Below are 21,904 nucleotides of genomic sequence, written 5' to 3'. Positions count from 1 at the left end.
GGTGCCGCATATTGATCAACCCCTGATGACCGAGCCCTCCACTTCCCCCAATGCGCCCGTGCGCCTCAACAAGCGCATGGCAGAACTCAAGATGTGCTCGCGCCGCGAGGCCGACGAATGGATCGCCAACGGCTGGGTCAAGGTGAATGGCAAGCCGGCCGAGATGGGCGTGAAGGTCACGCCGTCGGACCGCATCGAGATCGACAAGGCCGCCAAGGGCCAGCAGGCGAACCAGGTCACCATCCTCATCAACAAGCCCATCGGCTATGTGAGCGGGCAGGCCGAAGACGGCCACGAACCGGCGGTCACGCTGTTCACGCCGCAGAACCGCTGGGCCGAAGACAACGCGCGTTTCTTCTTCAGCCCCCAGCAGTTGCGCGGCCTTGCGCCCTGCGGCCGGCTCGATATCGATTCCATCGGCCTGCTGGTGATGACGCAAGACGGCCGCGTCGCGCGCCAGCTGATCGGCGAAGACTCGGTGATGGAGAAGGAATACCTGGTGCGCGTCGCTTACTACGGCCCGGGCCAGGCCGCACCGACGGGGCAGCTCATTCGCATGGACGACGACGATCCGGTCACGCAGAACGTGCAGGCGGTCTTTCCGCCGGCGATGCTCGCCAGGCTGCGGCACGGCCTGAGCCTCGACGGCCAGGCGCTCAAGCCGGCGCGGGTCGAATGGCAGAACCCCGAGCAGCTGCGCTTCGTGCTCACCGAGGGCAAGAAGCGCCAGATCCGCCGCATGTGCGAGCTGGTCGGCCTCAAGGTGGTGGGCTTGAAGCGCGTGCGCATCGGCAAGGTGATGCTGGGCAACCTGCCGGTGGGGCAGTGGCGCTACCTCGGGCCGCACGAGAAGTTCTGAGCCCTCGCCGATGGCCGCCCTGCTGAGTCAGCGCGCGCTGAACCGGGCCACGCTGGCGCGGCAGATGCTGCTGGAGCGGCGCAAGGCGACGGTCGTGCAGGCCATCGAAAAACTGGGCGGCCTGCAGGCGCAGGCGCCGAACCCGCCCTACATCGGCCTCTGGAGCCGGCTCGAAGGCTTTCGCCGCGAGCAACTGACCGATGCGCTGAAGAAGCGCCGCATCGTGCGCATGTCCACGCTGCGCGCGACCTTGCACCTGATGACGGCAAGCGACGCACTGGCGTGGCGGCCGCTGCTCGAGGCCGTGCATCAACGCGGCCTGTCGGGCGAGCACGCGCGGGCGCTCGAAGGCATCGACCGTGCCGCCGTGGTGAAGGCCGGATGGGCGCTGCTGGACGAAGGCCCGCTCACCAGCACCGAACTCGGGCAGGCGCTCGCGGCGCGCTGGAAAGACCGCGCGCCGGCCTCGCTCGCCGCGCTCATCCGCAACAACCTGCCCCTGGTGCACCTGCCGCCCGCGGGCAGCTGGAACTCGCACCAGAACGCGCAGCTGCAGCCCATCGGGCAGTGGCTCGGCCCCTCTGCCGCCGATGCCGCAGCCGCCACACAGGACGACCTGCTGCTGCGCTACCTGGCCGCCTTCGGCCCCGCCACGCTCGCCGATGCCGGCGCATGGTCGGGCCTCACCGGCTGGAAGGCGGTGGCGGAGCGCCTGCGCCCACAGCTGCGCGAGTTCACTGGCGAACAGGGCCAGGCGCTGTTCGACCTGCCGCGCGCGCCGCGCCCCGACCCCGACACGCCCGCGCCGCCGCGCCTCGTCGCCGAATGGGACAACCTGCTGCTCTCCCATGCCGACCGCAGCCGCGTGATGAGCGAGGCGCACCGCGCCCGCGTGTTCACCGCCAACGGCATCGTGCGCGGCACGGTGCTGCTCGACGGCTTCGTCGCGGGCACCTGGAAGATCGAGCGTGCGAAGAACGCAGCCACGGTGGTGCTGGAGCCCTTCACGCGCTGGTCCAAGGCCGACCGGCTCGGCGTGCAGGAAGAGGCGATGCGCCTGCTGACCTTTGCCGCGGACGGCGAGGGTCCGGCCGAACAGCACGCCATCCGCGTGCTGTGACCCTTGTGGCCGCACGGCGTCTAAGCCTCGCCTAAGACTTCGCCTCTACGCTGCGCCGCGGCGCAGGGCACTACCGATCATTCCGATCGCGTGCTACCTTGCCGCCCAAGGAGTCGCCGCAATGCGCGTGCTTTTGGTGGAAGACGACGAAATGATCGGGCGCAGCCTGAAACAGGCGCTCGAGGGCGCATGCTGGTCCGTGGATTGGGTGCGCGACGGCGAGCTCGCGCAAAGCGCATTGGGCGACGGCGACTACACCTGCGTGCTGCTCGACCTGGGCCTGCCCAAACAGGACGGCACCGAGGTCTTGCGCCGTGCACGCGAACGCGGCAACGCGACTCCGGTGCTGGTGCTCACCGCGCGCGACGGCCTGGACGACCGCATCCACAGCCTGGACCTGGGCGCAGACGACTACCTGCTCAAGCCCTTCGAATTCCGCGAACTGCTCGCGCGCATGCGGGCCATCGTGCGGCGCCGCGACGGGGCCGCGCATTCGCTGGTGGGCAGCGGCGTGCTGCAGCTGGACCTCACGACGCGCGAGGTGCTGGTGAACGGCGCGCGGGAGGCGCTCACCGCGCGCGAATTCGCGCTGCTGCATGCGCTGCTGGAGCGGCCCGGCGCCATCCTCTCGCGCGAGCAGCTGGAGAACCGCATCTACGGCTGGGGCGAGGAAGTGACCAGCAATGCCATCGACGTGCTGATCCACGGCATGCGCCGCAAGCTGGGTGCCGAGTCCATCCGCAATGTGCGCGGCCTGGGCTGGCGCGTGGCCGCATGACCGACGGCGCCGCGCAGGCCGCCCGCTGGTGGCGGCCCCGCTCGCTGCGCACCCGGCTGCTGCTGTGGCTGATCACGCTGCACCTGGTCGGCGCGCTGGCGACCGTATGGTTTTCCTTTCTCGCGTTCGGCAACCTGGTCCACAACGCGCTGGACGACCAGATGCGGCTGGTGGCCGAGTCGTATGCGGGCAACGATCCGGCCAAGACGCCGCGCCCGGTCGCCGGCGAAGCGGCGCTCTCGCGCGGCGCCTTCGTCGTGCAGATCTGGAGCGCCGACGGCGGCACGCTGCGCGCGAGTTCGTGGCCCGCGCTGTCGGTGCCGCTGCAGCCCGGCGACGGCTTTCGCAACCTCAGCATGGACGACCCTGCGCATTCGAACTGGCGTGTCTTTACCGCCGAGCCCGGCCCGCGCGCCGACCAGCCGCGCGTGCAGGTGCTGCAGAACGAGGACTACCGCAGCCGCCGCGCGCTGCGGCGCGCCCTGCTCGAGAGCCTGCCGATCGCGCTGCTGCTGCCGGCGGCGTTGCTGATCCTGTGGCTCATCGTCTCGTCGGCCTCGCGCTCGCTGCGTGTGGTGGCGCGCGACGTCGCCTCGCAGGACGAGCGCAGCCCGACCGACCTGTCGCTCGCGCGCGTGCCCGAAGAAATCGCGCCGCTGGTCGGCGCCTTCAACAACCTGCTCGCGCGCGTGCGCAGCGCCTTCGCCACGCAGCGGCGCTTCGTGCAGGACGCGGCGCACGAGCTGCGCACGCCGATGGCGGCCATCGGCCTGCAGATCGAGAACCTGCGCGCGCACGTGCCGGCCGGCGAGGCCACCGAGCGCTTCAATCAGCTCGAAGCGGGCGTCACGCGCGCGCAGCACCTCATCGAGCAGCTGTTGAGCCTGTCGCGGCAGGACGCGCCGCGGCGCGCCACCGCGAGCGAGCCGGTCGACATCGAGGTGCTGCTGCGCGAGAGCGTGAGCCAGCTGATGGTGCTGGCCGACGCGCGCCGCGTGGACGTGGGCTTCGAGGGCCGCATCACGCCCGTGGTGCCGGCCCCGGCCGCCGAGTTGCGCAGCGTGTTCGACAACCTGATCGACAACGCGCTGCGCTATGCGCCCGAAGGCGGCGTGGTCGACGTGCGGCTGCACGAGGTGGACGGCCATGCGGTGGTCGACGTGCTGGACAACGGCCCCGGCATTCCGGCGGACGCGATGGGGCGCGTGTTCGACCGCTTCTTCCGCGTGCCCGGCTCAGCGGCCGGCGGCAGCGGGCTCGGGCTGGCGATTGCGCGCACCGCCGCCGAGCGCAACGGCCTGCGCATCGAACTGCGCAACCGCGGTGACGATGGCGCGGGCGATGCCGGCCCGGGCCTGATGGCGCGGGTGCATCTGCCGCTCACGCCGGGCTAAGTCTTCGCTCATCGTCCGCTCAGTCTGGGTGCCTAGAGTGCGTGCAGGTCCTGCCACACATGCATATCGCGCGATGGCACGAGACCTGAAAACAAACAGCCCTCAGGAGAACACACCATGCGCACCTCTTCGAAGTTTTCTTTCAAGCTTTTGGCCGTCGGCTCCTTCGCTGCGCTCGCAGCGCTGGGTGCCATCAACGCATCGGCCGAAACGACCGATGGCTCCGACTTCCATCCGTTGCAGATGAATTCGCCCGAGCTGCCCGATGTGCAGGCCGGCGCCATCGCCGCCGCCCATGCGACCGGCAGCGAAGCCATCGGCCAGTCGACCGGCGCGCCCGCGATGATGTCGACGGTGTCCGACACCGAGGTTCAGGCCGGCGCCTTTGCGGCTTCGCATGCGAGCGGCACCGAAGCCATCGGCCAGTCGACCTCGCTGCCGCTGGTGAACTCGGCCAGCGGCAGCTGACCGGCGGACGCAACGGCAGCGGCGTCGCTCAGTCGTCGTTGCCGTTGCTCAGCAGCACGCGGTAGATCACCGCGCCGAGGATCGCGCCCGCGATGGGCGCGGCCCAGAACAGCCACAGTTCGGCGAGCGCATAGGACGGTGCGAACAGCGCCGGGCCCGTGCTGCGCGCCGGGTTCACCGAGGTGTTGGTCACGGGGATCGAGATCAGGTGGATCAGCGTCAGGCACAGGCCGATGGCCATGCCCGCGAAGCCGCCCGCCGCGCGCCTGGCGGTCGCGCCGAGGATCACGATCAGGAACACCGCCGTCATCACGACCTCGCACAGCGCGGCTGCATACAGTCCGTACTTGCCGGGCGAGTGCTCGCCATAGCCGTTGGTGGCGAAGCCGCCGATGTCGGCACCCGGTTTGCCTGTGGCGATCAGGTAGAGAATGCCGGCCGCCGCCACGGCGCCGAGCACCTGCGCCACGATGTAGCCCGCGAGCTGCGAGACCTTGAAGCGTCCCGCGGCCACGAGGCCGATGGACACCGCCGGATTGAAGTGGCCGCCCGAGATCGGCCCCAGCGCATAGGCCCCGGTCACCACCGTGAGACCGAAGGCCAGCGAAACCCCGAGCAGGCCGATGCCCAAGCCGGGGAAGGCCGCCGCCAGGACTGCGCTGCCGCAGCCTCCGAGCGTGAGCCAGAAAGTACCAATGAACTCCGCCGACCATTTTTTGTAGGTACTGTGTTCCATGACGCTCCATCCTCCATATGAATAATCGCGCCCGGCGGCTGCCTGGCGCGGGCGGATTCTGGAGCGGGAAAAGCATGGCGTCGAGCACCGCCTGGCTGTGAACGGCATCTCTTCACGGATCGCGAAGTTTTGTGCGGTGCCGCAACTGCGTTGCGTGTGTACGGAAGGCCTCAATACCTCGAGCAGTGTCAGGGTGAGGTGGCTGTGAACATGACCTGGCCCGTGTAGGCGCCGGCGGGCCGGTTGATCAGATTGGCGTAGAAGAAGGTCCAGGTCGCGCTGCGCAAGGTCACGAAGTTGTCGGGACTCGTGGGCGTGACATTTGCGGTGATGCCGAGGCCGGTGTTGGGAATGGCGGGAGCGGGCAGCGCCGGGTTGCTGGTGGTGATCGTGATCTCCGAGAATGGAATGGTGTTGGTGCCGCTGGCGAGCGGCAGCACCACCGAGGCGCGCAAGCTGATCTGCCCGGCGTTGCTGCGCACTTCGACGGGCAGCGCGCTGCCGTTGGGCGTGACGGCGAAGTTGGGTGCTCCACCGCTCCAGTTGGCCGACGCGTTGTTGACGGCGACCGGGGTTGTCGGTCCACCCGGGATCGAGGGCGTGAGATTGAAAGCAATGCCGCTGATGCCCGGGTCCTCCGCGGGCCAGGCGCTGTTGCCCAGCCGGAAGAACACGAACTTGTCGATGTTGATCGCAAAGTTCAGATCGGCCGACGCGGGGTTGCCAAGGCCGGTCGTGGTGGTCGTGCCAGCCTGCGCTGTGCAAAGCCATGTCGCGGCCACGACGCAACCGAGTCCCGCACGCAGGACGTGCAAGAGTGGCCGAATGCCGGGCTGCATCAGCGGAACTCGGCGTTCACCTTGAAGCCGCCCTTTTCCCACTCGAGGGTGCCGCTGGCCTTCAGGGGATAGACCGGCGCCGGCGCCTTGCCTTGGGCATCGCCCTTCAGTTGCAGCGGGATCGCGCGGGTCTGGCCCGGCATGATGGGGGTGCCTTCCGGCGCCAAGTCGAAAGCAGTTCCGGCCGCATCGGTCGCCTCGAGGCTGCCTTCGAGCCGCCCGTGTGCGTCGCCGGTGTTGCTGATCGTGACATAGGGCGAGCGCTTGCCGCGAATGTCTTTCATGCCGACCTCGCTCAGCACCAGCTTCGGCTCCGCGCCGTTCATCTGTACATAAACCGCCACGGCGATGCGTCCGCTGACAGGAAGGCTGAGGCTTGCGCCGCCTTGGCCGATGGCTGCCTGGTAGGCAGGCTCTACCCCTTCGATCGCCAGCATGAAGCGGCACTCGCCGCGCGGTGCGTCGGTTGGCGGGTCGATCTGGAAGCGGAAGCTGGCCTTGCCGCGCGCAGCCACCTTGACCGTCTTGCGCTCCAGTGTCACCCACGGCCGGCAGCTGTCGGGTTGCAAAGGGTCCAGGTACGCAATATCGCCTTCGGGCGAGTAGCGCCAATCGAGGGTTCGCACCGACACCTCGGTGGCGGCGTTGCCCACGTTGTGGATGTCCAGCGACTGGCCGAGGCGAACGCCGCTTTTGGCGGACAACTCGAAGCGCGAGGGCATGACGGCGATCTCGAACGGGGCGGCCCAGGTGACCGATGCCGCAACGGCCAGCATCAGCGGCGCAATGGCGCGAAGCACCCGCAGCGGGGAAGTTGAAAGCAGTTTCATGGCAATGTCTCTATCTCGAAATAAGCCTCGAAGCCGAGGGGCATGCCGCGGGTCAGCCGCAGCTCTCGCACGTCCAGTTGCCAGGTCAGATCGAGCGACTCGTTCGTCCAGGCATCGCGCACCACGCCAGTCCATACCGGAATCCGGTCGCCCGGTCGGCCGGTGCCGGCGGCAAACAAACCGTTGGTACGCCAACTCACCTGCAGGCCGGCAGGCGAGCGCAAGCCTGGAATGGCCATCGGCAACACGTAGTAGATGCGGGCATGACGGCCGATGTAGCGCGAAGTGGAAAGGCGATAGTGGACTCGTCCGAAAGGGACTTGCAGCACCGAAGAAAAGGGCGCACGAGGTGCCGTGAGCGCCGCCCCGTCGTCCAGGGTGGCATGCACCTGCGCGCTGGGCGATGTCGAATCGTCAAGCCGTTCGACCACGGCCTGCGCCAGGCCAGGCAGGCCCGACAGGCAAGCGAGCGCGCTGGCGGCCAAGCGCCTACGCATCGGTGAAGCAGTCGCAGTCTTCATCAGACCATCGTGGCTGTGAACCGCACCTTGCCACGGTAACTCCCTGCTGGGTACACCGTGGTGTTGGCGTAACGGAAAGTCAGGGTGTTGGCCATGAAGCGGGTGTCGCTGTTGAAAATAAGAAAGGCGCTTGTTGCCGCATTGAAACTGGCGAGCGACTGCGTCGTGCTGTTGGCGAAGGTGCCGCTCTGGATGTCGCCCTGATTGGGGCTGGTCGCATTGGTCGAGACCCAACTGATCGTGCTGAACGGAATGATGGTGTTGCCGCAGCTGCTGAAGGTCGTGCAGTTCAATCCGGCCGGCACGTCGACGGTGAGGGTCACGGGCCGCGTTTCGGCAAACAGCATCGAGGGTCGGCTGGGGCTGATGCGGATGGTGATCGGCTGCGAACCGGCAACCGATGTCGGCGTGAGGCCGACGTTGGCGCCTGTCACATTGAAGGCCACCTCATCGACAGCAACCGCCGAGCCGACCTGCAGCGTGATGCCGTAGGGCGCATTGGTGCTGGCATAGGTGAACACAGCGCCCGCGTTCGGCGCGATGCAGGCGAGGAACGCGGGCGCGAGCGCCCGACGCGCCATGGAGCGCAATTTTTGCGTCGATGGAAACGCCGGGTGGAATCGTTCAGACACTGGTGGCGGTGTACGTGATGATGGTCGTGTAGGCGCCTGGCAGCCAGGTCACCGCCGAACCTGTCAGCGAGAACGTCCAGGTGCCGGTTGCAAGGGTGGCGGCGCCGAAGGTGCTTGGTGCGGCGCCGCTGCTGGTTGCAAGCGTTGCTGCGCCGGGGTGCGCCAGACCCGCTCCGGACGCCACCGAAATGTTTGCCAGGGTCGGGCCTCCGGCTGCAAACGCAGCGGCGGTGTAGCTCAGCGATCCACCGCCGCTGCTGTTGGTCCATGCAAACACGGGCACGGCGGCCGGGTTGGTCACTGTGCCAATGGTCGGTGCCGTGCCGTCCCAGTTGGCGGCCTGGTTGTTGGCGGTGGTGATAGCGGGTGCCGTGGCCCACGTCAGCGGGGCGGTCCAGGCCAGCGAGTCACCGCCGCCGGTCTGCGTGCCGACGCGCAGCAAGATCAGCTTGGGCACCGTCACGCTCAGGTTGAGGCGCGCCTGCGCGGTCACGGCCGGAGCGCCCGTGCCATAGCCGTACTGGCTTTCAGCCAGGGCCGTGCCGCCGCCCAACGTCATGGCCATGCCGGTGATGGCGGTGAGCAACTTCATGCGGGATTTCATGTTTCAGTTTCCTTGGTTTTCAGTGGTTCAAAAAATACGAGGCGGAAATGCCTTCACGGGGTAGCAAGCCGAGCGTGGTCATTGCCCCACCTTGACCACGGCGATCGCAGCTGTGGCCTGGCCACGCAGCGGAACATCGATGCTCACACCGGCATCCCGTGCTGCACCCCAGGGAAGCGGCACGGTTTCGGGGGTGAGGGTGAGCTGGTGGCGACCGGTCGTCACCAGCGGAAACTCGAAACGGCCGTCGCGGTCGGTCACGGTGCGGTAGCGGCCGTCCAGCACCACCTCGACACTGGCCGCGCCGCCTTCGTCGATCTGTTGCTCGCCGTCGCGGTTGGCATCGAGGAACACCCGGCCCGCCACGCTGCCGCCGCCGGCACTGTTGCCGCGTGCCCCTGCCGTCTGGAAGGCCGAGCCGGCGCTGCCCTCCCAGCGCAGGAAGATGTAGACCGTCTTGTCGTTGGTGCGAAAGAGCCGCGGGGTGTTCGGCGAGGTCGGCATCGTGGTGGCGCGCGCCTGGTTCAGATTGGCGGCGATGCCCGCGCGCCATCCGGGGGCAATCTCTTTCTCGGCACTCAGCGTGCCCGACAGCCCGCGGCTCGTGGAGAGGCCGCCATGCTGCGAGGTGTAGCGCAGGTTGCCCAGGACGCTGAAGCCGCTGGCGATCCAGTAACGGAACTGCACCCCGGCAGTGGGGTAGTGCTGCGGCGTGCCGCCGCTTTCGTCGCGAGCGAAGCCGAGCGTCGTGGTCAGTTCGGGGCGCATCGTTTCGTAGCGGCCCCCGACCCAATCCTGTTCCCATTGCAACTCCTGTCCGGTGGCCGTGCCGGAACCGAGCACGATGGCTTCGTTGCGTCGCACTGACAGGTTGAAGCGGCTGCGAGGCCAGTCGAAGAAACGAGTCTGATAGAACGCGTTGCCGTAGAGGCTGCGTGCGCCGCTGGCCGCTTCCGAAGGCCCGCCAGTCGCAGCGCTTTCATAGCGTGTCTGGAAGACGCTCAGGCTGCCGCCGAACGAGGTGTGGCGGTCCAGCAGGTATTGGAAGTTGCCGCTCGCGCCGGTGCGGGTGTATCCCGCCAGGTTGAAGCTGTCGTTCGGCGCCGCCCGCTCGTGATCGATGGAGGCGCCCCAGTTCATGCTGCGGGCGCTGCGGTCGACGCGCCAGTACACGCCACGGGTGCCTGTGGTCAGTGCGTAGTCGCCAAAGTACAGGTTGGGTCGTGCCGCATACGCGCCGAACTCGTGGCGATAGGCGCCGGCGAGCGTGCTGGCCTCGAGGAACAGCCCCTGCGAACTGCCGGTGGCAACGCCGGGGGTCTGGGAGCTCGCGCGGCTGCCCACCAGCGTGGCGCGCGCCTTGAAGTCGCCATCGCGGACCACCTCGCGGCCGTACCCGAGCGAGGTGGCCCAACTCGAGACGTTCTTCGAGCCGAGGCCCTGTGCGGTGACCGGATCGAAGTAGTAGGCTGGAATGTCGCGCGCCTGGTCCACCTGCGCAGAGACGACCCACTGGTCGTCCAGGCGTCGCGTCAGACCCAGCCAGCCGAGCGTGCCCTGGCTCTTCTCGAAACCCGGGTATGGGCCGCCTGTGAGGTTGCCGCGCTGGCCGAAGCCCGCGCGCACATCGGTATCGTTACTGAAGATGCGCGTCGAGGCACCGCGAACCGTCGTCGAGCCCAGCGAGAGGCGGTAGTTGCGACTCAGGCCATCGGTCAGCTCGCTGTAGATGTCGCCCACGGCGCTGTCGGCGAAGGTCTGCGTGGTGAGCGGAAAGCCCAGGTTGCGCAGCGTGAAGCGACCGCTGGTCGGCTGCCGGGCATAGCCCAGTGCACCGATGGCCCCACCGCTGACGAAGCCGTCGCCGCTCAAATGCCGCCCATCCGCCTGCAGCACGAACTCCCCGTAGTTCAGTGTTTCCTGCCGATATTCCAGGCGCTGCCCGAACTCGGTTGCGCGCTGGCGGCCGTAGCCGGTGGTCTTCGAATCGCCGAAGCCGATGCGGCTCTCGACCAGCCAGGCGCGAAAGCCCTGCGGTTGCTCGGCCTGCGAGGCGGCATCCTCGGCGGCTGCGGCGCCCGCTTCAGGCGCGCTCATGAAGTTGTCCTGGTAGGCCTTGGGCGCGGCCTCGATGAGCGCCTTCAGGCGCGCCTGCTCCGCCTGGGCGCGGTCCATGGACTGGATGCGGACATCAGCGGCGACGGATGGCATGGTCGCCGCCTTCTCCGGAGCGGTCTGCGCCTGTGCTGCAAGGCAGGCCATCGCGGCCGCGCTGCCGACGCCCAACCGGGCGAAGACGAGGCGCCACGACATGCCGGCGGGGCCGGTGGAAGTCGACAGGGCAACACTCGTCATTCAACAACATCTCCGTTCCTTCGGGCATCGCGGCCCTGATTGATCACTGGGTGCGGAGGCTAGTCCAGAATTGTTAACTTAGGTAACTTATATGGGTCTAAAGTATTCGTTTTAGGCGCGGGGGCCAGATTTTTGTGACTCAACTGTGAAAATTTCCGCTTTTTTCAAGCCAAACCGTTGTTTTTGGAACACCGAACCCCAGCTGAAGAAGTTGGTGCCGCGTCGTCTCTCGGTCGCCGTGCCGACTTAGAATTTTTTCGATCCAACCCTTTTGTCCCAATGGCTGACTCCTCCAACACCAAACTCCCCTTCCAGGCTGAAGTCGCGCAACTGCTGCACCTCGTCACGCATGCGCTCTACTCCAACAAGGAAATCTTCCTGCGCGAGCTGATCTCGAACGCGTCGGATGCGTGCGACAAGCTGCGCTTCGAGGCGCTGGACCAGCCCGATCTGTACGAAGACCAGCCCGAGCTGGACGTGCGCATCTCGTTCGACAAGGCCGCGCGCACCCTCACCATCACCGACAAGGGCATCGGCCTGTCGCGCCAGGAGGCCATCGAGAACCTGGGCACCATCGCCAAGAGCGGCACCAAGGACTTCATGAGCAAGCTGAGCGGCGACCAGAAGGCCGACGCGCAGCTCATCGGCCAGTTCGGCGTGGGCTTCTATTCGGGCTTCATCGTGTCCGACAAAATCTCGGTGGAATCGCGCCGCGCGGGTGTTCCGGCCGAGCAGGGCGTGCGCTGGGTCAGCGGCGGCGCGGGCGACTTCGAGGTGGCCGACATCACGCGCGCCGAGCGCGGCACCAGCATCACGCTGCACCTGCGCGACGATGCCGACGAATACCTCAACGCCTGGAAGATCAAGCAGATCGTCGGCAAGTATTCCGACCACATCTCGCTGCCGATCCTCATGGAAAAGGAAGAGTGGAAGGAAGGCGAGAACGACCAGCCCGGCGACATGGTGAAAACCGGCGAATGGGAAACGGTCAACAAGGCCAACGCTCTCTGGAGCCGTCCCAAGAAGGACATCACGTCCGAGCAGTACGCGGAGTTCTACAAGAGCATCAGCCACGACTACGAGGCGCCGCTCGCCTGGAGCCACAACCGCGTGGAGGGCAGCACCGAATACACGCAGCTGCTCTACATCCCCGCCAAGGCGCCGTTCGACCTGTGGAACCGCGAGAAGAGCGCGGGCGTGAAGCTGTACGTCAAGCGCGTCTTCATCATGGACGACGCCGAGGCGCTGATGCCCAGCTACCTGCGCTTCGTCAAGGGCGTGATCGACTCGGCCGACCTGCCGCTCAACGTGAGCCGCGAGCTGCTGCAGGAAAGCCGCGACGTCAAGGCTATCCGCGAGGGCAGCACCAAGCGCGTGCTCTCCATGCTCGAAGACCTGGCGAAGAAGCAGAAGACCGCACCCGACAGCGTCGAGGGCAAGATCGACGTGGGCTCGGGCGAATCGGTGCCGGCTCCCGAGCCGACCGAAGCGCTCGCCGACGGAGCCGATGTGACCGACGTGGTCGACAAGAACGGCACCCCGGCCGCGGAAGCCGCTGCCGCGCACGCCGATGAGTCCGGCAAGTACGCCAGGTTCTACGCCGAGTTCGGCGCGGTGCTCAAGGAGGGCCTGGGCGAGGACATGGCCAACCGCGACCGCATCGCCAAGCTCTTGCGCTTTGCTTCGACCACCAGCGATGCGGCCACCGTGAGCTTTGCCGACTACAAGGCGCGCATGAAGGAAGGCCAGGACGCGATCTACTACATCACCGCCGACACGCTCCCGGGTGCCAAGAACAGCCCGCAGCTCGAAGTCTTCAAGAAGAAGGGCATCGAAGTGCTCCTGATGACCGACCGCGTCGACGAGTGGGCGCTCAACTACCTCACCGAGTTCGACGGCACGCCGCTGCAGAGCGTGGCCAAGGGCGCGGTCGACCTGGGCAAGCTGCAGGACGAAGCCGAGAAGAAGGCGGCCGAGGAAGCCGCCGAGTCCTTCAAGCCGCTGCTGGAAAAGCTCAAGGAAGCGCTCAAGGACAAGGCCGGCGACGTGCGCGTGACCACGCGCCTGGTCGATTCGCCCGCCTGCCTGGTGGCCGAGGACGGCGGCATGAGCACGCAGCTCGCGCGCATGCTCAAGCAAGCCGGCCAGCCCGCGCCCGACCTGAAGCCGGTGCTCGAAGTCAACGCCGAGCATGCGCTGGTGAAGAAGCTCGAAGGCTCCGAGCATTTCGACGACCTCGCCAACATCCTGTTCGACCAGGCCCTGCTCGCCGAGGGCGGTCTGCCGGCCGACCCCGCCGCCTATGTGAGGCGCGTCAACGCGCTGCTGGTGTGAACGCCCGGCCGCGCACCGTTCGTGCAGCAAGCGCCGCCTCGGCGGCGGTGCTGCTGCTTCTGGTGAGCGGCTGTTCTCACTATCACATCGGCATTCCGCTGGTGCCCGGGCTCTCGCTTGGGCTGGGCGCCACGAAGGACGGCAACTTTTCCGTGGGCCTGAACACCGGCTGGGGCCCGCTGGGCGCGGGCGTGTCGGTCAACAACACCGGTGTAGTGGCCGGCAACGCGGGCGTGGGGGTCGGTGTCGGCATCGGGCCGATCGGCACCGGCGTGGGTGTGGGCAAGAGCGTGGTGCTGCACGACCCCAATGCGGGAAAGCCGGCGTTCGCGCCCCCGGGCGGCGCCGCACCGGTGACTTCCGCGGCTGTGGCGGCGGCCAACCCTGCCGCGCCCCTGGCTGCAGTGTCTCCTGTCGCGCCGATCGCGCCGACCCCGCCGGTCATGGTCACCAAGGGCGGCGTCACCCGGCCGGTGGCTTCTTCCGCGCCGCAGCCTGTGCCCGCTGCGCGCGTCTCCTACCGCACGCCAGCCGTGCCCGCCGCTGCCGTGCCGGCCGGCGCGCTCGGCACGCCGGGCAATCCCATCGCGCCTTGATGGCCGCGCAGGTGCTACGGCATTGGCCGGGGCAGTTCAGTGCTGCGCTGAGTCATCAGCGGGCAGGAATGCATTGCCCGGTGTCAGCGGCGCATGGCGGTAGCTCGCCGGCGTGCGGCTCAGCTTGACCGGCGCGCCGATGCCTCGGTAGCCGCCGGGCATTTCCACCACCATTTCGCGGTGCAGCGTGTGCGGATGCTGCAGCGCATCGGCCACCGGCAGCACCGGCGCCGCGGGCACACCGGCGGCCATCAACTGATCGACCAGCGTGCGGCCGTCGAAAGCCGCCATCGCCGCTTCGAGCCGCTGCTTGAGCCCGTCGCGGTGCACCGAGCGCGCACCGGCCGTGCGGTAGAGCGGGTCGTCCGCGAGTTCGGGCAGGCCGATGCAGCGGCACAGGCTGGCGAATTGCCGGTCGTTGCCCACCGCCACGAACACCGGGTCGGTGCCTGTGGCGAGCGCGTCGTAGGGATAGATGTTGGGATGCGCGTTGCCCGTGCGGCGCGGCGCCGTACCGTCCATGAACCAGTTGGCGGCGTGGGGGTGCAGCAGCGAGAGGCCGCTGTCGTAGAGCGCCGCTTCCACGAACTGTCCGCGTCCGCTGCGCTGGCGCTCCTGCAGCGCCAGCAGCACGCCGATCACCGCGTTCAGCCCCGTCACCATGTCCACCACCGGCAGGCCCACGCGCAGCGGTCCGCCGTCGGCCTCGCCGTTGATGCTCATGATGCCGGTCATGGCCTGCACCGCCGCGTCGTAGCCGGGCAGCGCGCCCAGCGGCCCGTCGGCGCCGAAGCCCGACACGCGGCACCACACGAGGCGCGGAAAGCGCAGCGACAGCGTCTCGTAGCCGATGCCCCAGCGTTCCATCGTGCCGGTCTTGAAGTTCTCGATCAGCACGTCGGCCTCGGCCACCAGCGCGAGCAGCGCCTCGCGGCCTTCTTCGGTCGAGAAATCCAGGTGCTGCACGCGCTTGTTGCGGTTGAGTCCGTGGTAGTACGAGGCCACGCCTTCCTTGAAGGGCGGGCCCCAGGTGCGGGTGTCGTCGCCCTGCGGCGGCTCGACCTTGAGCACGTCGGCGCCGTGGTCGCCCAGGATCTGGCCACAGTAGGGACCGCCGAGGATGCGCGAGATGTCCAGCACACGGATGCCCGAGAGGGCGCCTTGGGTCGGTGTCATGCGAGTGCTCCGTGCGTGGCCATCAATCGAGCTGCGCGCCCGAGGTCTTCACGACGTCCTTCCACTTGGCCGATTCGCTCACGATGAACTGGCCGAGCTTCTGCGGCGAGGTATCGGCCGAGGCTTCCAGCCCTTGCGCGGCGAACATCTGCTTGACCTTCGGCGAGTTCAGCACTTCGGCGAATGCATGGTTGAGCTTGGTGACGCGGTCCGCGGGCGTGCCGGCCGGCGCGACGATGCCGAAGAACACGCTCACGTCATAGCCCTTGTAGCCCTGCTCCGAAATCGTCGGCACCTCGGGCAGCGCCTGCGAGCGCGCGAGCGTCGCCACGCCCAGCGCGCGCAGCTTGCCGGCCTTGACGTAAGGCAGCGCGGTGAGGATGTCGGTGAAGGTCATGCTGACCTGGTTGCCCAGGAGGTCGTTGAGCGCCGGCCCCGTGCCCTTGTACGGGATGTGCTGCAGGTCGGTGCCCGCCACCGAATTGAACAGCACACCCGCCAGGTGCGACGAGGCGCCGTTGCCCGACGACGCATAGCTGAGCTTGCCGGGGTTGGCCTTGGCATACGCGACCAGTTCGGGCACGGTCTTCACCGGCAGTGCCGGGTTGACCACCAGGATGTTCGGCAGATAGCCGACCTGGATCACCGGCGCGTAGCTTTTCACCGGGTCGTAGTTGATCTTTCGGTAGAGGCTCGCGTTGATGGCGAGCGGGCCGGAGGTGCCGAACAGCAGCGTGTGGCCGTCGGCCTCGGCGCGCGCCACGTACTCGGCGCCGATGTTGCCGCCCGCGCCCGCGCGGTTCTCCACGATCATGGGTTGGCCGAGGCGGTCTTTCATCTCGGCGGCGAGCGTGCGGGCCATGGCGTCGGTCGGTCCGCCGGGCGGGAAGGGCACGACCAGCACCAGGGGCTTGGTGGGGAACGAGCCTTGGGCTTGTACGGCGGGGGCGGCGCTCAGCAGCGCGGCGCAGGCACTGATTGCAGCAAGAAGTCGGGTGAGGTGTCGCATGGGGATGTCTCCGTTGTTTTGTGAATCAGGCGATGTCTGTGGCGGTGCGCGCGGCGGCGAGATTCCAGTCCGCGGGCATCGCATCGGGCGCAAGCGGATCGCGCGGCAGCACGCGGTGCAGCAGCACCAGTTGCGCCCAGCGCAGGCGCGCGGCCGAGTGGGTGTGGCTGGCCTCCCAGGTCATCGCGATGCTGCTCGTGCAGTGGTAGAGCGCCGAGGCAGCCTGGCGCGCGAGCACGTCGCCGCCTTCGCGTGCGGCGGTCTCGGCCAGCGCTGCGGCGCGCGCCAGTGCATCGCGCAAGGCTTTGGCGAAAGCAGGTGCGAGCGCCGCATCGTCCAGCAGCTTTTCGCAGTGCGCGCGCAGCACCGGCAGCGAGCCTTCGCGCTTCACCGCACGGATCACGTCCAGCGCCACGATGTTGCTCGTGCCTTCCCAGATCGAGCCCAGGTGCGCATCGCGCACAAGGCGCGGATCGCTCCACTCCTCGATGTAGCCGCAGCCGCCGCGCACTTCCATCGCATCGCCCGTCACCTTGCGCGCATCGCGGCACGCACGGAACTTGATGAGCGGCGTGAGGATGCGCAGCAGCGCATACGCATCGGGCTCGCCGGCGTCGGAGCGTGCCAGCGCCAGCGCGGTCTGGCACACCATCGTGCGCGCCTGCTCGGCCGGAACGCGCAGCTTGTCGAGCTGGCGCTGCATCAGCGGCATCTGGGCTAGCGTGCGGCCGAAGGCGCGGCGTTCCGAGGCGATGTACTCGGCCTCGGCCACTGCCCGGCGCATGAGGCCCGCGGCGCGCACGCCGTTCGACAGGCGCGAGTTGTTCACCATGTCGGCCATCTGCACGAAGCCGCGGCCTTCTTCGCCCACCAGGTACGCGATCGCGCCCTCGAGCCGGATCTCGCCGCTGGCCATCGAGCGCGTGCCCAGCTTGTCCTTCAGGCGAATGATCCGGTAGTGGTTGAGGCTGCCGTCCTCAAGCCGGCGCGGCAGCAGGAACAGCGACACGCCCTTCATGCCCGCTGCGCCGTCTTCTGCGCGCGCGAGCACCATCGCAAAGTCGGCATCGGGGTTCGAGCAGAACCACTTGTCGCCGGTGATGCGCCAGCTGCCGTCGCCTTCGCGCTGTGCCATCGTCGCGGTGGCCGCGATGTCGGAGCCCGCGGCCTGCTCGGTCATGAACATCGCGCCTTGCGCGAGCTCGTCGAAGTCCAGCGAGGTCAGGCGCGGCAGGAAGCGCGCGACCAGCTCGGGGCTGCCGAATTTCTTGAGCGTGCGCGTGAGCGAGTCGGTCATCGAGACCGGGCAGCACAGCCCGAACTCGGCCTGCACGAAGAGATAGGTCAGCACGTACTTGACCAGCGGCGGCATCTTGCCCTTCCAGCCCAGCGTCTGGTCGCGGTGCGAGATCGCGGCCAGGCCGAATTCGCTGAGCGCCAGACGCTCCATCTCCACATAGGCCGGGTGCTTGACGATCTTCTGATCGTCCAGGCCGGTGCGCGTGCGCTGCTTCAGCGTGGGCGGGTTGCGGTCGGCGGTGCCCGCCAGTTCGTCGAGCAGGCCGCCCGCAAGGCCGCCGAGGCGCTCGAAGTGCGGCTGCATATGGACGCGCAGGTCGTCGGGCAGGTAGAGCGCGAGCAGGCCGTGCAGCTCGGTGTCGACGGTGAACAGGTTCTGGCCGTGGCGGTCGGGGATCGGATGGGCGTGCGCGGCTGGCGACGCGGCGTGAACGGCGTTCTCGGACATGTGTCTTGTCTCCTGGTTCGCTGCATTGTTGAAGCCGAGACGATCTGTGTCTAATATCGAATTGGTCTTGTTCAATCTGATCTGCCTATTCATGGAATTGCGTCATCTGCGGTATTTCGGTGTGCTGGCCGAAGAGCTGCACTTCGGTCGCGCAGCGCGGCGTCTGTCGATTTCGCAGCCGCCGCTGTCCGTCGCCATCCGGCAGCTCGAGGAATCGGTGGGCGCGCGGCTGTTCGAGCGCAACAGCAAGGAGGTGCGGCTCACGCACGCGGGCGAGGCGCTGCGCATTTCGGCACGGCGATTGCTGCAGCAGGCGCAAGAGGCCGCGACCGAAGCGCGCGATGTGGCGACAGGCTCGGCGGGCCGGCTGCGCATCGGCTTCGTCGGCGCGATGCTCTATCGCGGATTGCCGCCGGCACTGCGCGCATTCCAGGCGAAGCACCCGGCAGTGCGCATCACGCTGAATGAACTCAACTCGGGTGTGCAGATCGCCGAGTTGCTGCACGACCGGCTGGACCTGGGCTTCGTCCACACGAGCCGCATGCCGCCCGAGCTGCATCACCGCCTGCTGCTGTCGGAGCCCTTCGTGTGCTGCCTGCCTGCCGGGCATTCGCTCGCACGCAAGAAGGTGCTGGCCCCGGCCGACCTGCGCGACCAACCCTTCGTGCTGTTCTCGCGCGAGGCTTCACCCGACTATCACGAGCGCATCCTGTCGATCTGCGCCGATGCTGGCTTTCTGCCCGAGGTGCGGCACGAGGTGCGCCACTGGCTGGCCGTGGTGTCGCTCGTGTCGCAAGGCATGGGCGTCGCGCTGGTGCCGCAGGCGATGCGCAATTCGGCGCTTCGCGGCGCGGTGTTCCGGCCGCTCGACAGGGCCGTGGCGCAGTCGGAGGCTTACGGCGTGTGGCGCAGCGGCCCGCCCAACGTGCTGGTCGAGCGCTTGCTGCAGGGCGTGGCGGATAGCCTTACGGCTGAAGCGGAGGCTCAGGCGTAGAGCGGCTCTTCCGCCATCTGCTCGCACTGGTCTTCCAGCACGAGGATTTGCCCCTTCCAGTAGTCGCTGGAGCCGAACCACGGAAAGTTGATCGGGAAGATCGGGTCTTCCCAGCGGCGCGCCAGCCAGGCGCTGTAGTGAATGAGCCGCAGCGTGCGCAGCGGCTCGATCAGCGCGAGTTCGCGGCGGTCGAACTCGCGGAACTGCTCGTAGCCGTCGAGCAGGCCCGACAGCTGCGAGGTGCGCTGGGCGCGGTCGCCAGACAGCAGCATCCACAGGTCTTGAACAGCAAAGCCGGTGCGCGCGTCGTCCAGGTCGACGAAGTGCGGGCCGCCGCCAGGGCGGTCGGTCGGCGTCCACAGGATGTTGCCGGGGTGCACGTCGCCGTGCAGGCGCAGCTTGCGCGGCTTGAAGTCGGAGGCCGGCGGCTGCAGCGCCAGTGCAGTGGCGCGGACCATGTCCAGCGACTGGTTGCACATCTTTTCCCAGTCGCGCTGCATGTCGAGCGGGATCTTGTCGTTCTCCAGCAGCCAGTCGCGCGAGTCGAGGCCGAAGGTCTGAAGGTCGAGGGCGGGGCGGGCCTCGAAAGGCTTGGAGCTGCCCACGGTGTGGATGCGCGCCAGAAAGCGACCCACCCATTCGAGCACCTCGAAGTTGTCGAGCTCCGGCGCGCGGCCGCCCCGGTACGGACTCACGCTGAAGGCGAACCCCGCGTGGTGGTGCAGGGTCTTGCCGTCGAATACCAGCGGCGGCACTGCGGGCACTTCGGCCGCGGCCAGTTCGAGCGAGAAGCCGTGCTCCTCGAGGATCTCGGCTTCGCTCCAGCGTTCGGGGCGGTAGAACTTGACCACCACGGCGCTGCGGTCCTCCAGGAACACCTGGTAGACCCGGTTTTCATAGGAGTTCAGGCCGGTGAGCCGGCCGTCGCCGTGCAGGCCCAGCGTCGCGAGCGCGTCGAGCACCACGTCGGGCGTGAGGCTCTCGTAGGGATGGGTGTTGGCGGGCGCCGCGGGAGAAGGGGTCATGCAGCGATTGTCGCTACACGGACCCCCAAGCCGCCTACAGCCTGCCCGCTTGCTTGTAAAACGAAAGGATATGGCCGGCGCGCGGGTCGCCCTTGCCCGCCAGCACCTGCGCATAGGCGGCCTGCACGGCCTCGCCGCCGTCGTGGTGCTCGGCGTGCAGCCAGGGGTTGCTCGCGTCGGTCACCGTGGCCAGGAAGGCGTGCCAGGCGGCCACCATGCGGCGGCCGAACTCGTCGGCGCCCCACTCGGCAGTGCGCTTCTTGATCTGCGCGGGCGCGAAGAACAGCGTGGCGCGCGGGCCGGGCATGTCCTTGCCCGCGCCCTTGGCCGAGAGCTGCTCCACATGCGTGCCGCCGATCGAGCTGCTGTACTTGAGCTGCGCAAAGCGCGTGTGGATCGCCGTGCGCAACCCGCCGTTGCCCGCGAAGTCGATGTAGACGCAGGGCGTATCGGCCGCGATGCTGTCCAGTGCGTCGTAGCTCACCACGCGGTCGTAGCAGCCCAGGCTCTGGCAGAAGGCCACGTTGGCGGGCGATGTGAGGCCGATCACCTCGATCCCCTTGCGCTGGTGCAACTGGAAGGCCGTGCCGTAGGCCGTCTTGCTCGACGCGCTCGACAGCAGCATGGTGCCGGCGCCGAAGAAATCGTTGTCGGCCATGAAGTCGTCGATCAGCCACGAGGTGATGAACAGCGGGCGCAGCAGCGCCTGCAGGTCTTCGGTGTCGGTGGTGTAGAGCGGATCGGCGTTGCAGCGGAAGTACTGGTTGTACACCGCGGGCAGCTCGGCGCGGTGCGGCGCCGCATCGGTGAAGCGCGCGGCCGAGAGCCGGTCGGGGCTGAGCACCGCGCTCGACGCCATCGGCCAGTAGCCGTAGAGCCGCTCGCCCACCGCCACGCCCGGGTGCAGCGACTGCACCACGCTCGCAAAGCCCCACACGGGGATGCTGCCCCAGCCGTCTTCTTCCGAGGGAAAGAACTGCCAGTAGCTCATTGCATCGCCGAAGGCGGCATAGGTGATGTTGTTGGAGGTGAGCGCAAAGCTGTCGATGCGCACGCGCACCTGGCCGTCGACCAATGGCAGGTCGGTGGCGGTGTGCAGGCGCGTGGTGGGGAGGCTGTCCTTGCGGATCAGGAGGCTGGTGGTGCTCATGGGGCGATCTCCACGGTGGTGTGAGTTGCGAGGCGTGCGGCCACGTTAGCCAAGCTTGATGAAAGGCGCTATCGCGTTGTCCCTTTCCGCGTCACCCGTGAGACAACCCCGGCCATGAAAAAAGCGCCCCTGCATTTGGCTGGGGCGCTTTCTCTGAAATTGTCGGGTCCCTTCAAGCGAACACCGAGGAACCGGCTTTGCCGGGCCTCAGGTGTTGCCCCCGGTAGGGGAAGGCGCACGCGACACGAAGTGCGCGAAGCCTGGGGGCGAGCTCAAACAATGGTGAGTTCGACGTCGATGTTGCCGCGGGTGGCGTTCGAGTACGGGCAGACCTGGTGGGCCGTGTCGACCAGCAGCTTCTTCTGTGCGTCGTCCAGGCCTGGCAGGGTGATCGCCAGCTGCACCGAGATGCCGTAGGCAGCGCCGCCGTTCGTCGGGCCCAGGGAGACCTTCGAGTCGATGGCCACGTCCTCGGGCACCTTCACGCTGATCTTCGGGCCCACGGCCTTCATCGCGCCGATGAAGCAGGCGGCGTAGCCGACCGCGAACAGCTGCTCGGGGTTGGTGCCGGGCTTGCCCGAACCGGGCGAGCTGAGCTTGACGTCGATCGCGCCGTCGCTGGACTTGCCTGCGCCGTCACGGCCGCCGACGGTGTGGGCTTCTGCGGTGTAGAGCACTTTGTCGAGCTTGGTGGTCATGGTGATTCCTTTGGTGATGGATGAGGGAGGGGTGAAAAA

21 protein-coding genes are annotated in these 21,904 nt (G+C 67.8%); 8 read left to right on the top strand and 13 right to left on the bottom strand.

Annotated features, from left to right (window positions below; genetic code table 11):
- Positions 1-25: 25 nt before the first annotated feature.
- The 5 genes from ABIC90_RS25905 (at position 26) to ABIC90_RS25885 (ending at position 4,619) form a co-directional block, all read left to right on the top strand.
- A complete protein-coding gene (locus ABIC90_RS25905) occupies positions 26-859 on the top strand; it encodes a pseudouridine synthase (protein WP_354359351.1) in 834 nt (277 codons plus the stop codon).
- Positions 860-869: 10 nt separating this feature from the next.
- Positions 870-1,979: a winged helix DNA-binding domain-containing protein gene (locus ABIC90_RS25900; RefSeq protein WP_354359349.1), complete on the top strand. Its 1,110-nt coding sequence runs from the start codon at positions 870-872 to the stop codon at positions 1,977-1,979.
- A 121-nt stretch (positions 1,980-2,100) separates the two neighbouring features.
- Positions 2,101-2,757, top strand: coding sequence for a response regulator (locus ABIC90_RS25895; RefSeq protein WP_354359347.1), 657 nt, complete (start codon positions 2,101-2,103; stop codon positions 2,755-2,757).
- Entirely contained in the window at positions 2,754-4,151 is a 1,398-nt protein-coding gene (locus ABIC90_RS25890; protein ID WP_354359345.1) for a sensor histidine kinase, read from the top strand. The genes ABIC90_RS25895 and ABIC90_RS25890 overlap by 4 nt, the downstream gene beginning before the upstream one ends.
- 117 nt (positions 4,152-4,268) lie before the next feature.
- Complete coding sequence (locus ABIC90_RS25885; protein ID WP_354359343.1) at positions 4,269-4,619, top strand: hypothetical protein; 351 nt, start codon at positions 4,269-4,271, stop codon at positions 4,617-4,619.
- A 28-nt stretch (positions 4,620-4,647) separates the two neighbouring features.
- Here ABIC90_RS25885 and aqpZ read toward each other — a convergent pair whose 3' ends face one another.
- The 7 genes from aqpZ to ABIC90_RS25850 form a co-directional block, all read right to left on the bottom strand.
- Entirely contained in the window at positions 4,648-5,355 is a 708-nt protein-coding gene (gene aqpZ, locus ABIC90_RS25880) for an aquaporin Z (protein WP_354359341.1), read from the bottom strand.
- A gap of 188 nt (positions 5,356-5,543) precedes the next feature.
- Entirely contained in the window at positions 5,544-6,194 is a 651-nt protein-coding gene (locus ABIC90_RS25875; RefSeq protein ID WP_354359339.1) for a hypothetical protein, read from the bottom strand.
- The gene (locus tag ABIC90_RS25870) at positions 6,194-7,024 is read right to left on the bottom strand and encodes a hypothetical protein (RefSeq protein ID WP_354359337.1); all 831 of its coding nucleotides are present in this window, start codon (positions 7,022-7,024) and stop codon (positions 6,194-6,196) included. The genes ABIC90_RS25875 and ABIC90_RS25870 overlap by 1 nt, the downstream gene beginning before the upstream one ends.
- Positions 7,021-7,509, bottom strand: coding sequence for a hypothetical protein (locus tag ABIC90_RS25865; protein WP_354359335.1), 489 nt, complete (start codon positions 7,507-7,509; stop codon positions 7,021-7,023). Before ABIC90_RS25865 ends, ABIC90_RS25870 begins: the two co-directional genes overlap by 4 nt.
- Positions 7,510-7,544: 35 nt before the next feature.
- The gene (locus tag ABIC90_RS25860; RefSeq protein ID WP_354359333.1) at positions 7,545-8,177 is read right to left on the bottom strand and encodes a hypothetical protein; all 633 of its coding nucleotides are present in this window, start codon (positions 8,175-8,177) and stop codon (positions 7,545-7,547) included.
- Positions 8,170-8,781 carry a hypothetical protein gene (locus ABIC90_RS25855; RefSeq protein WP_354359331.1) on the bottom strand — a complete coding sequence of 204 codons (612 nt, stop codon included), beginning with the start codon at positions 8,779-8,781 and terminating at the stop codon, positions 8,170-8,172. The genes ABIC90_RS25860 and ABIC90_RS25855 overlap by 8 nt, the downstream gene beginning before the upstream one ends.
- A 78-nt stretch (positions 8,782-8,859) precedes the next feature.
- Complete coding sequence (locus ABIC90_RS25850) at positions 8,860-11,136, bottom strand: hypothetical protein (RefSeq protein WP_354359329.1); 2,277 nt, start codon at positions 11,134-11,136, stop codon at positions 8,860-8,862.
- A 279-nt stretch (positions 11,137-11,415) separates the two neighbouring features.
- Here ABIC90_RS25850 and htpG point away from each other — a divergent pair, with 279 nt between their 5' ends.
- Together htpG and ABIC90_RS25840 are read left to right on the top strand one after the other, a co-directional pair.
- Positions 11,416-13,470 carry a molecular chaperone HtpG gene (htpG, locus tag ABIC90_RS25845; protein WP_354359327.1) on the top strand — a complete coding sequence of 685 codons (2,055 nt, stop codon included), beginning with the start codon at positions 11,416-11,418 and terminating at the stop codon, positions 13,468-13,470.
- Positions 13,467-14,066: a hypothetical protein gene (locus tag ABIC90_RS25840; RefSeq protein WP_354359325.1), complete on the top strand. Its 600-nt coding sequence runs from the start codon at positions 13,467-13,469 to the stop codon at positions 14,064-14,066. Before htpG ends, ABIC90_RS25840 begins: the two co-directional genes overlap by 4 nt.
- A 36-nt stretch (positions 14,067-14,102) precedes the next feature.
- On the opposite strand, the gene ABIC90_RS25835 is transcribed toward ABIC90_RS25840, so the two are convergent.
- Genes ABIC90_RS25835 through ABIC90_RS25825 form a run of 3 tightly spaced genes read right to left on the bottom strand, consistent with a single transcriptional unit; the run spans position 14,103 to position 17,998 of the window.
- Complete coding sequence (locus ABIC90_RS25835) at positions 14,103-15,242, bottom strand: CaiB/BaiF CoA transferase family protein (protein ID WP_354359323.1); 1,140 nt, start codon at positions 15,240-15,242, stop codon at positions 14,103-14,105.
- Between the two features lie 22 nt (positions 15,243-15,264).
- Complete coding sequence (locus ABIC90_RS25830; RefSeq protein WP_354359321.1) at positions 15,265-16,251, bottom strand: Bug family tripartite tricarboxylate transporter substrate binding protein; 987 nt, start codon at positions 16,249-16,251, stop codon at positions 15,265-15,267.
- A 25-nt stretch (positions 16,252-16,276) separates the two neighbouring features.
- Entirely contained in the window at positions 16,277-17,998 is a 1,722-nt protein-coding gene (locus tag ABIC90_RS25825) for an acyl-CoA dehydrogenase family protein (protein ID WP_354359319.1), read from the bottom strand.
- Positions 17,999-18,089: 91 nt separating this feature from the next.
- On the opposite strand from ABIC90_RS25825, the gene ABIC90_RS25820 reads away from it, so the two are divergent.
- The gene (locus ABIC90_RS25820; protein WP_354359316.1) at positions 18,090-18,992 is read left to right on the top strand and encodes a LysR family transcriptional regulator; all 903 of its coding nucleotides are present in this window, start codon (positions 18,090-18,092) and stop codon (positions 18,990-18,992) included.
- On the opposite strand, the gene ABIC90_RS25815 is transcribed toward ABIC90_RS25820, so the two are convergent.
- The 3 genes from ABIC90_RS25815 to ABIC90_RS25805 form a co-directional block, all read right to left on the bottom strand.
- Complete coding sequence (locus ABIC90_RS25815) at positions 18,983-20,017, bottom strand: serine/threonine protein kinase (RefSeq protein WP_354359314.1); 1,035 nt, start codon at positions 20,015-20,017, stop codon at positions 18,983-18,985. The genes ABIC90_RS25820 and ABIC90_RS25815 overlap by 10 nt on opposite strands.
- 34 nt (positions 20,018-20,051) lie before the next feature.
- Positions 20,052-21,167 carry a DUF2855 family protein gene (locus ABIC90_RS25810; RefSeq protein WP_354359312.1) on the bottom strand — a complete coding sequence of 372 codons (1,116 nt, stop codon included), beginning with the start codon at positions 21,165-21,167 and terminating at the stop codon, positions 20,052-20,054.
- A 272-nt stretch (positions 21,168-21,439) separates the two neighbouring features.
- Positions 21,440-21,865 (bottom strand): organic hydroperoxide resistance protein, encoded by a 426-nt coding sequence (locus tag ABIC90_RS25805; RefSeq protein WP_056576713.1) that lies wholly within the window; start codon positions 21,863-21,865, stop codon positions 21,440-21,442.
- Positions 21,866-21,904 lie beyond the last annotated feature (39 nt).

Origin of the sequence: Variovorax boronicumulans, from assembly GCF_040544675.1 — a bacterium.
Taxonomy (GTDB): domain Bacteria; phylum Pseudomonadota; class Gammaproteobacteria; order Burkholderiales; family Burkholderiaceae_C; genus Variovorax; species Variovorax boronicumulans_D.
The sequence above is the reverse complement of the archived record's forward strand: the minus strand, read 5'-3'. Positions and strand labels throughout refer to the sequence as shown.

Bases quoted from the DNA above. Each gene is read 5' to 3' on its own strand.
- ABIC90_RS25905 (WP_354359351.1), top strand. From the start codon at position 26: ATGACCGAGCCCTCCACTTCCCCCAATGCGCCCGTGCGCCTCAACAAG.
- ABIC90_RS25900 (WP_354359349.1), top strand. From the start codon at position 870: ATGGCCGCCCTGCTGAGTCAGCGCGCGCTGAACCGGGCCACGCTGGCG.
- ABIC90_RS25895 (WP_354359347.1), top strand. From the start codon at position 2,101: ATGCGCGTGCTTTTGGTGGAAGACGACGAAATGATCGGGCGCAGCCTG.
- ABIC90_RS25890 (WP_354359345.1), top strand. From the start codon at position 2,754: ATGACCGACGGCGCCGCGCAGGCCGCCCGCTGGTGGCGGCCCCGCTCG.
- ABIC90_RS25885 (WP_354359343.1), top strand. From the start codon at position 4,269: ATGCGCACCTCTTCGAAGTTTTCTTTCAAGCTTTTGGCCGTCGGCTCC.
- aqpZ (WP_354359341.1), bottom strand. From the start codon at position 5,355: ATGGAACACAGTACCTACAAAAAATGGTCGGCGGAGTTCATTGGTACT.
- ABIC90_RS25875 (WP_354359339.1), bottom strand. From the start codon at position 6,194: ATGCAGCCCGGCATTCGGCCACTCTTGCACGTCCTGCGTGCGGGACTC.
- ABIC90_RS25870 (WP_354359337.1), bottom strand. From the start codon at position 7,024: ATGAAACTGCTTTCAACTTCCCCGCTGCGGGTGCTTCGCGCCATTGCG.
- ABIC90_RS25855 (WP_354359331.1), bottom strand. From the start codon at position 8,781: ATGAAATCCCGCATGAAGTTGCTCACCGCCATCACCGGCATGGCCATG.
- ABIC90_RS25850 (WP_354359329.1), bottom strand. From the start codon at position 11,136: ATGACGAGTGTTGCCCTGTCGACTTCCACCGGCCCCGCCGGCATGTCG.
- htpG (WP_354359327.1), top strand. From the start codon at position 11,416: ATGGCTGACTCCTCCAACACCAAACTCCCCTTCCAGGCTGAAGTCGCG.
- ABIC90_RS25835 (WP_354359323.1), bottom strand. From the start codon at position 15,242: ATGACACCGACCCAAGGCGCCCTCTCGGGCATCCGTGTGCTGGACATC.
- ABIC90_RS25830 (WP_354359321.1), bottom strand. From the start codon at position 16,251: ATGCGACACCTCACCCGACTTCTTGCTGCAATCAGTGCCTGCGCCGCG.
- ABIC90_RS25825 (WP_354359319.1), bottom strand. From the start codon at position 17,998: ATGTCCGAGAACGCCGTTCACGCCGCGTCGCCAGCCGCGCACGCCCAT.
- ABIC90_RS25820 (WP_354359316.1), top strand. From the start codon at position 18,090: ATGGAATTGCGTCATCTGCGGTATTTCGGTGTGCTGGCCGAAGAGCTG.
- ABIC90_RS25815 (WP_354359314.1), bottom strand. From the start codon at position 20,017: ATGACCCCTTCTCCCGCGGCGCCCGCCAACACCCATCCCTACGAGAGC.
- ABIC90_RS25810 (WP_354359312.1), bottom strand. From the start codon at position 21,167: ATGAGCACCACCAGCCTCCTGATCCGCAAGGACAGCCTCCCCACCACG.
- ABIC90_RS25805 (WP_056576713.1), bottom strand. From the start codon at position 21,865: ATGACCACCAAGCTCGACAAAGTGCTCTACACCGCAGAAGCCCACACC.